Annotated in this window: 15 protein-coding genes; 7 read left to right on the top strand and 8 right to left on the bottom strand. The window is 61.3% G+C overall.

What is annotated here, in order from left to right:
• Positions 1-319: 319 nt before the first annotated feature.
• Entirely contained in the window at positions 320-2461 is a 2142-nt protein-coding gene (ptsP, locus tag ACCAA_RS00565; RefSeq protein WP_186405305.1) for a phosphoenolpyruvate--protein phosphotransferase, read from the bottom strand.
• Between the two features lie 29 nt (positions 2462-2490).
• Positions 2491-2970 (bottom strand): PLP-dependent transferase, encoded by a 480-nt coding sequence (locus ACCAA_RS00570; protein ID WP_186405306.1) that lies wholly within the window; start codon positions 2968-2970, stop codon positions 2491-2493.
• Between the two features lie 213 nt (positions 2971-3183).
• Between ACCAA_RS00570 and ACCAA_RS00575 the strand changes: the two genes are divergently transcribed.
• From ACCAA_RS00575 to ACCAA_RS00595, 5 genes are all read left to right on the top strand, one after another.
• Positions 3184-3603, top strand: a complete 420-nt coding sequence (locus tag ACCAA_RS00575) for a MarR family winged helix-turn-helix transcriptional regulator (protein ID WP_186405307.1) — start codon at positions 3184-3186, stop codon at positions 3601-3603.
• A 43-nt stretch (positions 3604-3646) separates the two neighbouring features.
• Positions 3647-4102: a PAS domain-containing protein gene (locus tag ACCAA_RS00580; protein ID WP_186405308.1), complete on the top strand. Its 456-nt coding sequence runs from the start codon at positions 3647-3649 to the stop codon at positions 4100-4102.
• Positions 4103-4114: 12 nt separating this feature from the next.
• A complete protein-coding gene (locus ACCAA_RS00585; RefSeq protein WP_245754359.1) occupies positions 4115-4492 on the top strand; it encodes a hemerythrin domain-containing protein in 378 nt (125 codons plus the stop codon).
• A 255-nt stretch (positions 4493-4747) separates the two neighbouring features.
• The gene (locus ACCAA_RS00590) at positions 4748-5092 is read left to right on the top strand and encodes a hypothetical protein (RefSeq protein WP_186405309.1); all 345 of its coding nucleotides are present in this window, start codon (positions 4748-4750) and stop codon (positions 5090-5092) included.
• Positions 5093-5107: 15 nt separating this feature from the next.
• A complete protein-coding gene (locus ACCAA_RS00595; protein ID WP_186405310.1) occupies positions 5108-5851 on the top strand; it encodes a transposase in 744 nt (247 codons plus the stop codon).
• On the opposite strand, the gene ACCAA_RS00600 is transcribed toward ACCAA_RS00595, so the two are convergent.
• Together ACCAA_RS00600 and ACCAA_RS00605 are read right to left on the bottom strand one after the other, a co-directional pair.
• On the bottom strand, positions 5852-6265 hold the full coding sequence (locus ACCAA_RS00600) for a ZIP family metal transporter (RefSeq protein WP_186405311.1): 414 nt from the start codon (positions 6263-6265) through the stop codon (positions 5852-5854).
• Entirely contained in the window at positions 6262-7005 is a 744-nt protein-coding gene (locus ACCAA_RS00605) for an alpha/beta hydrolase (protein WP_245754360.1), read from the bottom strand. The genes ACCAA_RS00600 and ACCAA_RS00605 overlap by 4 nt, the downstream gene beginning before the upstream one ends.
• A gap of 301 nt (positions 7006-7306) precedes the next feature.
• Here ACCAA_RS00605 and ACCAA_RS00610 point away from each other — a divergent pair, with 301 nt between their 5' ends.
• The gene (locus ACCAA_RS00610; RefSeq protein WP_186405312.1) at positions 7307-7867 is read left to right on the top strand and encodes a hypothetical protein; all 561 of its coding nucleotides are present in this window, start codon (positions 7307-7309) and stop codon (positions 7865-7867) included.
• Between the two features lie 74 nt (positions 7868-7941).
• Here ACCAA_RS00610 and ACCAA_RS00615 read toward each other — a convergent pair whose 3' ends face one another.
• The 3 genes from ACCAA_RS00615 to petA form a co-directional block, all read right to left on the bottom strand.
• Positions 7942-8898 (bottom strand): MBL fold metallo-hydrolase, encoded by a 957-nt coding sequence (locus ACCAA_RS00615; RefSeq protein WP_186405313.1) that lies wholly within the window; start codon positions 8896-8898, stop codon positions 7942-7944.
• Between the two features lie 5 nt (positions 8899-8903).
• On the bottom strand, positions 8904-9284 hold the full coding sequence (locus ACCAA_RS00620) for a NifB/NifX family molybdenum-iron cluster-binding protein (protein WP_186405314.1): 381 nt from the start codon (positions 9282-9284) through the stop codon (positions 8904-8906).
• An 84-nt stretch (positions 9285-9368) separates the two neighbouring features.
• Positions 9369-9989, bottom strand: coding sequence for a ubiquinol-cytochrome c reductase iron-sulfur subunit (gene petA / locus ACCAA_RS00625; RefSeq protein WP_186405315.1), 621 nt, complete (start codon positions 9987-9989; stop codon positions 9369-9371).
• 250 nt (positions 9990-10239) lie between these two features.
• Between petA and ACCAA_RS00630 the strand changes: the two genes are divergently transcribed.
• On the top strand, positions 10240-11568 hold the full coding sequence (locus ACCAA_RS00630; RefSeq protein WP_186405316.1) for a sigma-54 interaction domain-containing protein: 1329 nt from the start codon (positions 10240-10242) through the stop codon (positions 11566-11568).
• A gap of 62 nt (positions 11569-11630) precedes the next feature.
• Here the strand turns inward: ACCAA_RS00630 and ACCAA_RS00635 are convergent, their stop codons facing one another.
• On the bottom strand, positions 11631-12767 hold the full coding sequence (locus ACCAA_RS00635; RefSeq protein ID WP_186405346.1) for an NAD(P)/FAD-dependent oxidoreductase: 1137 nt from the start codon (positions 12765-12767) through the stop codon (positions 11631-11633).
• Positions 12768-12837: the final 70 nt, after the last annotated feature.

Below are 12837 nucleotides of genomic sequence, written 5' to 3' on the forward strand. Positions count from 1 at the left end.
CCCCGGCCGAGCCGGGGGATTTCAGTCGGTGAGCCGCTTCTGGCGGCCATACAGAGGTGCTGACAGCACCTCCCCAAGTTCATGGCGCCACCTGCAGCGGTGGCGCACCGTCACACCCGGTCAAACGGATCCGTTCGCCTCTCCGTTCGATCACCAACCACGAAAAGCAAAAGAAAGCGCAGCACCGCCACCCCGAATGTACGGTGCCAAATAGACCCTCTCCCACCCAGTCGAATTCCCGTCGGCATCACCAAGAACCTCTTCGGCCACCGGGAACGTTGGCAATCTGTGACACCGAGATCATCGATTATCGTTCGCGCTACCGCCGTTGGGAACACTCGCCTTGGTCCTGATCCATTTCTTGCCGGTCGACCAGGTCCGCGAATTCGGGGTGGCGCCCGATGAAGCTGGCGACATACGAACAGCGAGGGACGATCTTCCAGCGCCGTTGCCGCGCCTCGTCCAGCGCCCTACGGGCCAACGCAGCGGCTATTCCGCGTCGGCGCAGCTCGTCGGGAACAAAGGTATGGTCCAGGATGACACGCTCGCCTTCGATGACGTAGCTCAGGGACGCCAGAGCGGCGCCCGCCGGAGATTCGAAGCGCTGGCTGGCGACGTTGTGGGTGATTGGGCAGGGCTCTGTGCTGGTCGCCGCGCTGGTCGTCAAACTCGACGTCGGGAACTCGGGTGAAGAGACCGGTCGGCGCCGTTTCCAGTCGTCCTCCACCTGCGTCCTGATAGCGAACGTCGAGCGCATTGCCAGAACCTGGCCAGCCAGTCTTTCGGCGTCCTGCAAGGTGGTCGAGCGAATCGCGTGCTTGACGTCCAGCAATCGACCCGGACTGACGCTGAGACTGCGAAATCCCAGGCCGATCAAGAGGTTCGTGTACGCCGGATCGCTGGCGATTTCGCCGCACAGGGAAATCGGTTTGCCCTTGCTCCCGGCCACGCTCGCCAGCGTGGCGAGCACCTGGATGACTGCCGGATGCAAGGGGTCGTAGGTGGACGCCGTTTCGCCACGAATTCGGTCAGCGGCCAGCAGAAACTGGACGAGGTCATTGGTGCCGACACTGAAGAAGTCGACCTCGTCGGCCAGGTGCTCGATGAGGATCGCCGCAGATGGCGTTTCGATCATCGCGCCGAGGGGAATACAGGGATTGAACGACTGCCCGGTGGCGACGAGTTCCGCTTTTGCCGTTTCGATGGCTGCTTTGGCCGCGCGCAACTCGTCCATGCCGTCGATCATTGGCAGGAGAATGGCGACCGGATGCGAAGCGCTGAGCCTGAGGATGGCGCGCAACTGTGCCTGCATGAGCGTCGGGTGGCCGAGCAGAAGCCTGATGCCCCGATAGCCCAGGGCCGGATTGTCTTCGCGAGGCAGCGGGAAATAGCTCAGCGGTTTGTCGCTGCCGACATCCAGAAGGCGGATAACCGTTTCGCCCGGCTGGAGGTGCTCGGCTGTGGCACGGTAGAACTGGTACTGCTCGTCCTCGGAAGGAAAATGATCCTGGACCAGGAAGCCGAACTCGGTACGATACAAGCCGGCGCCATCGGCTCCCAGCTTCGCCGCCGTCACCGCATCGGCTGTCTGACCGACATTGGCACAGAGTTTGATCTCGATGCCATCGCGAGTGACCGCCGGCACGCCGATCAAGCCTTTCAAGACACCCTGGTGAACCTGGAGGTCGGCCTCCAGTCGATCGTATCTGCGTTGCACCTCTGCTTGCGGGTTGATGAAGGCGCGTCCGGCCAGCGCATCGACGATCACCAGATCGCCGGCACGGATTCTCCGGGTGGCCTCAGGCACGTGCACAAGGGCCGGAATGCCAAGCGAACGGGCCAGAATCGTCGCGTGCGCCGTGAGGCCACCTTTTTCGACAATCAAGGCACGCACGCCGTGGCCTTCCAGCTGGGCAACGACAGACGCCAGCAGCTCGTGGGTGACAATGACGCAGCCATCGTGAAGGACCGGAACATCCGGCTGCCCATTCTCCTCAAGGTGATCCAGCAGGCGTCTGCCCACGTCGTGCAGGTCGGCGGCCCGCTCGCGGAAGTAGGGATCATCGAGGCGCGCAAACAAGTCCATCAGTCGTTTGATCGCTTCATCGACGGCAGCCTCTACGTTCATCCGATTTTCGAGGCAAAGCTCACGGACCGCATCGCGCAGTTGCACGTCGCGCAGGAGAAGGATTTGCGCTTCAAAAATCTCCGCCTCGTCCTTCCCCAGGCTGCGCCGGACGCTCTCTTGAACCTCCAGCAGCTTCCTCTCCACAGCGGAAACCGCGGCATCGAAGCGCTCGATCTCTCCTTGCACCTCCGTCGCGCTCACCTGCCTGCGCGGAATGGCGATCTGTTTTCTGGCGCAATCGCAGAGCAAGGCAGGCCCGCGAGCAAGACCGGAGGATGCTACCTGGCCAATGATCATCAAAGACGCAGGCGGGACGTTGTCCGTACTTTTCATCAGCTTGCTTGACTCCTAATGGACGGTGGTCATTCCATTGACAGGGCTGCGGCGAAGTCGGCGAGCAGGTCTTCGACATAGATCAGCCGCGTCTCGGGTCTGACGGCTGCGGCGAACTCTGCCACATTTGCGCCCCAGGAAACCTGTACGCCGAGTCGCGGCAGTTCCTGACTGATCAACTGCATGCTGCCGCCGTAGAGATCGTTCTGGAAGATCGCGTGTTCACCCGCTTTGAGGTGGGCGAGCAGGAAAGTGGCAATGGCCGCCATTCCCGAGCCAAAAACGACTGCGGCTTCGCCCTTTTCCAGCGCCGCCAGCTTGCGATTGATGACCTGCTGGTTGGGCGTATTGAAGCAACGCGGATAGAGGTTCTCGTCGGCCGCGTTCGCTACCGCATAGGCCGTTGACGTGAAGATTGGACTGCACGCGCCGCCAGTGGCCTGGTCCCGATAGGTACCAGCGTGGACACAGAGCGTCGAAAGGCGGTGGGTATGGGAGTCAGTAGTCATCAGGTTTTTTGGCTCGTTTTTGGCTGTGCGTATCATCGTACGTGGACTCTCCCGGCGGCCGGATCACGCCTGAAGCACGCGGTTCACATCCTTGCCTCGGGTATGCCTTGAAGCCTTCGAGAGCAAGCGACTCGAGGCAATGCTGCTTGCCCTCGCGCCAAGCTAACTATATCATGCTGTGATACAAATGGCAGGGAAGGCGGTTCGCAAGAAATGTCCGAGCAGCGAATGTCAAAGGCTGAGTTTGAAACGCTCGCCCACTTTCGCTACCAACTGCGCCGCTATCTGCGCTTCAGCGAAGAGGTGACGCGCGGGAACGGAATAACGCCATTGCAGTACCTGCTGTTGCTGCAGATCAAGGGTTTCCCCGGGCGCGAGTCGGCGACCGTAGGCGAACTCGCCGAACGCTTGCAGGCAAAGCATCACGGGGTCGTGTCGCTGATTTCGCGCTGCGAGCTCGCCGGGCTGGTTACGCGTAGCGCCTCCTGCGGCGACCGGCGGCAGGTGGACGTGCAACTGACACCAAAAGGGGACGAATGCCTTGAGCGGCTGGCCGACCTACATCGCCGCGAGCTGCTGTCGTTGCAGGGCAAATTTGCGGTGCCCGATTTGACGACGCTGGGTCACGAATAGCCGCGTATGGCTGCGCCCATCTCTCTTGAAAGGAAGTTACACGATGCAGGGAAATTCCGGGTTCACAGAGGCAAATTCTGATCTCTTTGAGGCGATCGTGGCACAGGCGCCAGAGGTGATCATATTCGCCGACTGCAGCGGAGCGATTCGCGTCTGGAACCACGGCGCTGAAACCGTTTTTGGCTACGCCTCTAGTGAAGTTCTCGGCCACAGCCTCGACGTGATCATTCCGGATCGGCTGCGAAAAGCGCACTGGGACGGTTTTCACAAGGCCATCGACAGCGGCCAGACCAAACACCGGAACAAGGTGCTGACGACCCGGTCGGTGCACCAGGACGGCAGCAAACTCTACGTGGAATTGAGCTTCGGCCTGGTGCGGAACGGCAGCGGTACGGTCGTCGGTTCGCTGGCTATCGGCCGCGACTGCACCGCCCGCCATCTCAAGGAAGTCGCTCAGTCTTCGCAGCCTTCCAGTCCCTGCGCAAAGCAAGCCGAGTGACTGGACCGTGAGGTGACGAAAAGCATCCCGGAGTTTTCCGCGCCGATCGCCGGAACCGAGGCGCCGCCGGAAATGCTCGCCGCTTGCCACCGCAGGACCGAAGCGCAATGCCAGGGCTTGAGGCGCCTGGTTCCGCACCTGTTTGCCCACGGCGCCGACGACGCGGCGCGTACGGCAGCGATCAGGCTGATGCGCTACTTCGACACAGCCGTTCTGCACCATTATGCCGATGAAGACGACGACCTCTTTCCTGCGTTGATCGAGTCGATGGCCGGATCGGACGCGATTTGCCTGCGCGAAATAATCGATGGGCTGACCGCCGATCGCCGCGCGCTGGAAGCGCGCTGGCACCACCTACGCGCCCAATGCTCTCAACGTAGCACGCCATAGGCATAATTTCATCAGCGGCCGGAAAACGGGTTGCACGTCGGGCAGGTGCCCGGTAGGATGTCTATCCCCTTGATACAGAGGTAACATTTTATATGCCGCGATTTTTATGTCAACGTCGTTGACTCGTTCTCTAACTTCCTTTTTTCTCAAGCTTTTTTCATACAGTCGCGCTTGACGGAGAAGGGTGTTCTCCCGAACAGGCATCTCAGTTTTCCCCGCCTGATCGCCTGCCTGCTCGGTGGATACACGTCCAAAGTGCAGTCTGAACGGGACGCCTTCTTCGCCAACCTGGCGAACCGCGCCGACCTGGCGCGAGAAGTCTCGGCGCAGGCCTTTGCCAAAGCCCGGAAGCAGGTCTCGGCAGCCGCCTTCTCGCTGCTCAACGATCACTTCCTCACCCTGGTCGATGCGCAGTTCGGCTTTCCCCTCTGGCATGGCCTGCGCGTCGTCGCCGGCGATGCCACGGACTTGCACCTGACCCTGTTCGGCAAGACCCGTGACGGCAAGCGCTCTGTCCGCCACAAGGTCGAGGCCAAAGGCTTCGCGCTCTATCTGCCCGGGATCGAAATGACCCTGGCCGCCAAGCTTTATTCCCCCTAGGTCGGCGAACGCCAGATGCTCTTCGAGCACCTCGACAAACTCCGCCACAATGACCTCCTGGTGCTCGACCGCGGTTACCCGGCCTGCTGGCTCTTCGCCGCCTTGTTGCAACGAAAACTCCATTTCTGCGTGCGCGTTGACAGCCTCAATTTCAATGCCCTTAAAGCATTCCGCCAATCCGGTCTGCTCGAGCAAATCGTCACCCTGCCAGCGCCCTCCAAGCAGGATGCTCTTGATTACGAGATTGCCGCCACTCCTTGCCAAGTGCGCCTCATTCGCCAGGTGTTCGGCCACAAGGTGCGCGTCCTTGTCACCTCGCTCCTCGACCTCGACGCCTACCCCGCCGCCGCCTTCGGCGCCCTCTATCACTCCCGCTGGAGAATTGAGGAAGCCTTCAAACGACTCAAGCATCGTCTCGCCCTGGAACAGATGTCGGGCATGTCCTGGCTGGCCGCACAACAAGACTTCGGCGCAAAAATCCTCTGCGACAACATCAATGCCTTGACCGTCCATGCCGCCAGTGAATCCCTTGATCCCAACACCCGCGCACACTACTTCATCAACCGCGGCGATTCCTTCTCTCGCATCAAGCGCACCCTCGGACGCTGGCTCCTCCACGGCCTTGATGCTCTCGACAATGTCGCCTCCGTCTTCGACGAACTCATCAAGAACCTCGTCCAGATAAAATCCAACCGGTCATACCCCAGAAACTTCACCAAAAAACCACATGAATCACACGCTTACAAGAGCGGGGTATGACTATGTTCTGATTGGTTGAGAGCATTGGATCACCATGCCGTCGACGAAGTCGTGGAAAGCGTCGCCGATCAGGACAAGCGGCGCAGCGCGGCCATGCACCTCGCAGCCACTGTCGTGACAATGGCGCCAGAGCACAAGCTTCTCCAGTATGACGAACAGCACCATACCGGACAGTACTGTCGCACTGACGGCAATTGTCGGTGCTTGTTTCAGGGCTGCGGGAATCATGCCCAGGAAGGCCGCGCCGAGTAGCGTGCCCGTCGCACAGCTGATCAGGCACGGGACGAGACCTCTTCGGATGCCTTTGGGAACCAACAGAAACAAGGCCGCGCCACCCACAGCCCCGACGCTGCCCAATAAGCTGAATCCGACTATCCATGGCAACATTCCGAGCCCACTGAGAATCTCTGTCAATCACGCGCTTGCGCGGTCGCGCCTGGCAGCATCCGGGCGAGCCAGTCAGCCATGTTGTCGGCGGCCGCTTGCCAATGTGCATCGAGCATCAGCGTGTGGCCAGCAGCCGGGATCACCGCCGCTTCGGCTTTCCAGCGCAAGCCAGTCAGCCCCAGTAGGGCAGGCGGGAAAACCGCGTCCGCCTCGCCTCCGACGACCAGAACCGGCAGCGCCGGCCGGCGCCTGCCAATGCGCATCCCCAGCAGCGACAAGTCCAGGGTGGCGCGTCGGGACTCGGACTGGAACCAACCGGCGAAACGCATCAGATCATCGATCTCGGTCTCGCGTGAGTAGTACACGCCGCGCATCGTGCGCGCGCTTTGCTCGCCGCCGGCAGGGTGAAGCTGTTCGCTGAAGAAAGCGGGTTGGGTCAGCGCAATTTTCATCGATGCGCCGAGCATGCCCCCGGGAGGCACCGGAGCCATGAGGATTGCTGCGTACGCTGCGAGAAAGCGTTCGACGACGACGGTGCCCATTGAATGACCAATGACGATCGCCGGTGCAGGCAGTTCCTGTGCGACCTGTGCCGGATCCTCGACATAATCGTCGATTCCGAACCGGTCAAGCCGCTCGCGGCCCTCGCTGTCACCATGGCCCGAAAGGTCCAGCGCGTGGCAGTCGAATCCTCGGTGGTTGAAATAGGGCAGAAAATACTCGTCCCAACAGCGCGCCGTGGCGTAAACGCCATGGACAAAGACCAACGGCGGAAGAGACGTCGGCTGGCAGCCGGACGGTGCAGGGTGTGGATGCGTCTAAGCGTCATGTCGATTCCAAAGAAGAAACAACGCCGCACGCCGGGTTTCGGCTTGCAGCCAGGAAATGTGCCACTGTTCTGTGCAAGTGATTGCGCGGCGGCATGGCCACCAGGATGGCAGGTGACGGGTGCCGGCGGCGATCCGCTGTCCGAAACGGCTACACTGCCAGGTGTAATGCCGAAGCCGACAGCTGTGTGCCGCCAATCAACTCGCCGATGTCAAAATGTCTGTAGTCAATAGAATAGCCATGGCGCTGGGTTTTTCTCCCCGCGACCAGCGAAGTCGTCGACTGGTGGCAGTCATCGAATGCGCCCTGAACCAGAATGCCCGCGATGCCGGCGCCGCCAGCTATCCGGCACTCAACAAAGCGATCCTCACACTCTGCATGCGATACGACGTGGGCATCGTGCAGATTCCCTGCCCGGAGATGCGTTTCATGGGGCTTGCCCGGGAGAGGCCGCCCGGGAAATCCATCCGTGAAGTGCTCGATACCCCGGCAGGCTGCCAGTGCTGCCTGGCGATCAGCCTGGAACTGGTCGCCACCCTTCGGGACTACCAGAACAACAACTGCCGATTGCTGGCTATCCTCGGAGGGAATCCGCAGAGCCCGGGTTGTGCCGTCCACGTGCAGTGCGAGACGGCTGATCCGGGGCGCCTTGCCGCACCATCGGGCGTTCTCATGCGCATCCTCCAGGAGGAGTTGCGCAAGCAAGGAATCGACGTTCCTTTCAAGGGAATGCGCGATTGCAATCGAGACTTATTGCAGCGGGACTTGCGATGGCTGGAAGCGTTGTTCAAAAACGCGTAAGCAGGACTCAGGCAGCAAAGCGACACTTCGACCACGCGGTTCGCGCTGCCCCCCCCAGATCCCCTACGGCAACCTTAGGGGTTCGATGCACGTTCCTGTCCCAGATCCAGCACGTCACCGTTACCCAGGAACAAATCGGTCTGTGAGCCGTTTCGGGCGCTTCCCCGTTGTACCGGCAGGCCGCTGGCCAGCATCTTCTCGACAGCCGTACGCCCGGTACAATGGTTGCAACCGATCCTGGCGATGCCATAGCCGGCCAGGGCCTTGACGATCTCGTCGCGCTGGCTGTCCCAATCTTCCAGGGGCGACAGATGGAGCCCGCCATAGATCGCGTGGATGTGCTCGCCACCGGCGAAGGTACGACGCGCGTAGTCGAGCAAGTTGAGGACCCCTCCGTGGCCGCAGCCGGTGATCATCGTCAAACCCTGGTTCTGTAGGTTGGCATAGAGGACGTTTTCCCCGTTCACCTGCAACAGCGTGCTCATCGGGAAACTGGCCAGAGCCAGACCCGGAAGCAGCACCAGCGGTTGCTCGGTGGGCACGGTGATCACGCTGCCGGTATGCCCCTGTTGCTGGATGAATGCCAGGCCGACGGGATGGAAGCCTTCCGGCAGGTAGATCGGAATATCCGGACAGTGCTTGAGCGTCGAGCCAATCCCCCAGAAATGATCGAAATGCTCGTGGCTGACGATCAATGCCTCGATCTTGCCCTCCTGCAGCAGGCGGTCGATGCCCTCTTCGGCGAAGCGGCGGTCCATCCAGTCGGGGTTCCAACCGGTATCGAAGAGCAGGCGGCGCACGCTGCCATCGAGCGCCTCGGTTTCCAGCAGCGCCGAGAAGCCGGCGGCGTTCTCGGCGTGCAGTGATCCAAACGGCGGCCAGGGGATGGCGTATTGATCGACCTGGGCACCGCCAGCGGCGCGGATGTCGTCGAAGACAGTGGCCGTATCGAACCAGCCAGTTTCCGAGACACAGAGAATTCGTAGGCGCTTCAGGGCGCCAATATCAAGCTTGGAAGAAGTCGTGGCCATGGTCTTTACCTCGCGACGTCGGAGAAATGGCCGTGCTCATGGCAGTGACCCCCCCGTGGAACAGGCAAGCGTTCGAGGCGATTACCGAGCATCGCCGATACGGCGGCATCGGGATCTTTCTCCCTCGTGACTACGGGAAGGATTCCGCTCTGCATCAGGCGTTCAAAAAGGCCGGGGCCCATACCGCCCGTAATCAGCGTATTGATTCCGACCAGCGGTTCAGCAAGTTGGTGGTGGCTGGCGTGCAAGCTCTGTTCGATGGAAACCTCGACCAGGCGTTTTCCGCTCACCACGCCCTTTTCAACATCGTAGATCCAGAATTTGCGGCACTTGCCGGCGTGCTCGGTGATGGTTTTGCGGTTCTGGCTGGTGACGGCGATTTTCATGATTTGTCCTTCCATATACGTTTTGTAGCCTCGGCGCGAAGCGGCCGCGTGCTGTTACGAAATGCAGTGTCATTGGCTGGGCAGTCAGGCTTGCCCACGCGTGTCGCTGCCGATCAGCAGGCGGCTGTCGGTGAGGTAACTGTGGGGGGGAATCTCCAGGTTGGTCGGCGCCGGTTTATCCTTGAAGACGCGGCCGGCGAAATCGAAAGTCGATCCGTGGCAGGGGCAGAGGAAGCCGCCGGGCCAGTCCGCACCCAGAGCCGGGTCACCGGCCTCGAAAGCCTTGCTCGGCGAGCAGCCAAGATGCGTGCAGATGCCCACTGCGACGAGGTATTCCGGCTTGAGCGAGCGCTGGTGGTTGTGTGCGTAGTCCGGTTGTTGTGGTGCCTTCGAACCTGGATCGGCGAGCCTCGCCTCGTCCTTCGCGAGAGAGGCGAGCATTTCCGGCGTACGGTGCAGAATCCATACCGGTTTGCCACGCCATTCGACGACCATCATTTCACCGGGCGCGAGCGAGCCGATGTCGACTTCCACCGGGGCGCCGGCGGCCTTTGCCCGTTCGGAAGGCAGCAGGCTGGCGACGAAAGGGACGACTGCCGTCAAGGCCAGCGCGCCGCCGAGCCCGGCGGTAGCTAGCAGCCACCGCCGACGAGCCGGACTGTCGGTGACGACGAATGATTCGCCTTGGCAGACAATTTGGCTCATGTTGATTTCCCTGGTAAGTGGTCTATTCTCGATCGCCGGTCTCACTGACTATTCCACCGACTCAAACGAGCCAATATCACTGAATACTTATCAAGATTCGTGCCAGCCTTCAGGCAAGAGAACGAACGACGGAAAAACAATGGCTTGCGAGGCCGTCGCCCAAACGCTGACAATTTTTTTGCCAGGCTCTTGCCGATATGGCAGTATTTGGCAGTCGAATTGGCGGATACGGCAGAACTGGTGACATCCCATGGCAGTTGAGCAAGCATCCCTGGCAGAACTGGTTTCGTTCCTGGAGACCTTCCCCGAACCGCACATTCTGTGCGACCGTGACTATCGGATCCTGGCCGCAAATGCGGCTTATCGAGCCAACTGGGTCGATCAAACAGAGGTCGTTGGCCGCAAGTGCTTCGAGGTGTCGCACCGATACACGGTGCCCTGCGACCAGGCGGGCGAGTCGTGTCCGCTACAACGCAGCCTGCAGTCTGGCCAGCGCGAGCGCGTGCTGCATCTCCATTACACGTCACACGGCGAGAGCTTCGAGAACATTGAGCTGTCGCCGATCCGCGACGCCAGCGGCACAATCGTGTATTACGTCGAGAAGCTGGAGCCCCTGCCGAGAGCGCCCAGTCTTGGTGACGTCCAGGGTCTGATCGGTCGTTCGCCAGCCTTCGTGAAGATGATGGAACTGGTCGCGCGGGTGGCGCCTTCGGACGCCTCCGTGTTGCTGCAGGGGGAGTCGGGTACCGGCAAGGAACTGGTCGCCAATGCCATCCATCAGCTCAGCCGGCGCGCCAAACACCCCTTCGTTGCCGTTGATTGCTCGGGATTGCCGGAAACGCTGTTCGAGAGCGCATTGTTTGGCCATGAGCGCGGGGCCTTCACCGGCGCGACGACACGAACGACCGGGCTGGTCGAGGCGGCGTCGGGCGGCACGCTGTTTCTCGACGAACTGGGCGATATCCCGCTCTCGATCCAGGTCAAGCTGTTGCGGCTGCTGGAAACCGGCACCTATCGGCGGGTGGGTTCACCGGAACTGCGCAAGGCCGAAGTCCGGGTCGTCTCCGCTACCCATCGTCCACTGACGGAAATGGTGGGCGAAGGTCTTTTCAGGCAGGACTTGTTCTACCGGTTGAACACCTTCCCGATCCACCTGCCGCCATTGCGACAGCGGGGTGATGACGTCTTGCTGCTGGCCGAGACATTGCTCGATCGCGTCTCTGGTGGTCGCCTCCGCAGCCGCCTGTCTCCGGAGGCGGCCGCCTGGCTGCGCGGCTACCACTATCCGGGCAATGTGCGCGAACTGCGCAACATTCTCGAACGCGCCTGCCTGCTCTGCGACGGTGATGAAATAAATCTACAGCACCTGCCTTTGGAGTTGGCGACTGCCAGGCCCTTACAGACTTCAGTCGAATACCCACCGCCAGCGAAGCGCGACTTCCTGGAGAGCAATTCGGTGTCGTTCGAGGAAACGGTACGAAACTTCAAAGGCAGCCGGAAAGCGCTTGCCAGCCACCTTGGCCTGTCAGAACGGAGCCTCTACCGTCGCCTGAAAACAGTGGATGGGCAGCAGCGCTGAGGGTCTGGGGAAGTCCCATGCAGGGATTTGTGGTGTGACGGCGATCGCGCCCCTCTGATCGTTCATCGGTATCTCCTCAGGTACACGCCCTCGAACAAGCGTTTGGCCCAACAGAACAGCCGCGACGAGGGCAGGATGATCTGGCGCCGGGGATTGCGAAACACCACCGTACCGTGGTCGATGGCGTCGATGATGCAGATCAGTTCGACCTTGAAGGTGGCGTTGGGCGTCTGGCCGCGCAGGCCCGCGAGCAGGTTTTCGGCCGCGGCGGCAGCCTGCAGGTCGGCCATGTGGGCCTGCTTGGGCATCCACTCGGTGCCAGAAAAACTCCCGGAATCGCCGACCACATAGATATTCTGCGTGCCGACGACGCTGCACTGCGCATCGGCCTGCAGCAGGCCACCGGGCGAACGCGCCAGCTCGGTCTGATCGAACCAGAGGTTGCCGGTCATGCCGGGCATGAACAGGATCAGGTCGGCCGCGAACTCGCCGCCTTCGGTGACCACCCGGTCGGCATCGAAACGCTGCATCTTGTGGCCGAGGTGGGTACGAATGCCACGCTTCTCCATTTCCGCCAACAGGTATTTGACCGCTTTCGGGCCGAGACGCTGGCCCGGCTCCTTTGACGGATTGAAAAACACGAGCTCGAACTTCTCCCGCCGGCTCTCGCGCTTGAGTTGCTCGTCAATGCCGAACAGGAACTCGAACATGGGGCCGCCGCGCACTGCACCAGGTTCGTTGGGGTTGCCGGCAAAACCCACTGCAATGGGGCCGCCTGCCATGGCGCGTAGGCGGTCACGAATCTTTTCGGCCGCAGCAATCCCTTCGCAGGGAGTGATGGCGTGCTCAATACCTGGTAGCTTCTTGATGAAGCGCCCGCCGCTGGCGATCACGAGCGCATCGTTGCCCACCTCGCCCGTCGTGGTCTCGACGACCCGACCACCGTCGCGCAGACCTGTCACCTCGGCGGCTACGTGCCTCACCTGCATGCGCTTGAAGAAGTTGGCCAACGGCACGATCAGCTGTTCGCGCGGGCGCAGGCCGCAGGGAATCCAGATGATACCGGAGAGGTAGTGCAATTCTGCGCGCGGCGCGATCAGGGTGATCTCGACGTTCGCATCGCGGCGACGGATTTCAAGTACGCTGGAGAGCGCACCGAAGCCGGAACCGATGATGGTGATGCGGGTGGGTGGGTTCATGAAACGACGCTTTTCATCAAAGAGTTCAACGAGGCTTAGGTACAAGCCTACAGGGGCGTGCGCACGGTCC

The organism is Candidatus Accumulibacter aalborgensis (assembly GCF_900089955.1).
Lineage (GTDB): Bacteria > Pseudomonadota > Gammaproteobacteria > Burkholderiales > Rhodocyclaceae > Accumulibacter > Accumulibacter aalborgensis.

What these genes read in the sequence shown, in the direction of transcription:
- ACCAA_RS00610 (WP_186405312.1), top strand. Translation starts at nt 7,307, where the DNA reads ATGGCGCTGGGTTTTTCTCCCCGCGACCAGCGAAGTCGTCGACTGGTG.
- ACCAA_RS00615 (WP_186405313.1), bottom strand. Translation starts at nt 8,898, where the DNA reads ATGGCCACGACTTCTTCCAAGCTTGATATTGGCGCCCTGAAGCGCCTA.
- ACCAA_RS00620 (WP_186405314.1), bottom strand. Translation starts at nt 9,284, where the DNA reads ATGAAAATCGCCGTCACCAGCCAGAACCGCAAAACCATCACCGAGCAC.
- ACCAA_RS00595 (WP_186405310.1), top strand. Translation starts at nt 5,108, where the DNA reads ATGCTCTTCGAGCACCTCGACAAACTCCGCCACAATGACCTCCTGGTG.
- ACCAA_RS00570 (WP_186405306.1), bottom strand. Translation starts at nt 2,970, where the DNA reads ATGACTACTGACTCCCATACCCACCGCCTTTCGACGCTCTGTGTCCAC.
- petA (WP_186405315.1), bottom strand. Translation starts at nt 9,989, where the DNA reads ATGAGCCAAATTGTCTGCCAAGGCGAATCATTCGTCGTCACCGACAGT.
- ACCAA_RS00635 (WP_186405346.1), bottom strand. Translation starts at nt 12,767, where the DNA reads ATGAACCCACCCACCCGCATCACCATCATCGGTTCCGGCTTCGGTGCG.
- ACCAA_RS00575 (WP_186405307.1), top strand. Translation starts at nt 3,184, where the DNA reads ATGTCCGAGCAGCGAATGTCAAAGGCTGAGTTTGAAACGCTCGCCCAC.
- ptsP (WP_186405305.1), bottom strand. Translation starts at nt 2,461, where the DNA reads ATGAAAAGTACGGACAACGTCCCGCCTGCGTCTTTGATGATCATTGGC.
- ACCAA_RS00630 (WP_186405316.1), top strand. Translation starts at nt 10,240, where the DNA reads ATGGCAGTTGAGCAAGCATCCCTGGCAGAACTGGTTTCGTTCCTGGAG.
- ACCAA_RS00580 (WP_186405308.1), top strand. Translation starts at nt 3,647, where the DNA reads ATGCAGGGAAATTCCGGGTTCACAGAGGCAAATTCTGATCTCTTTGAG.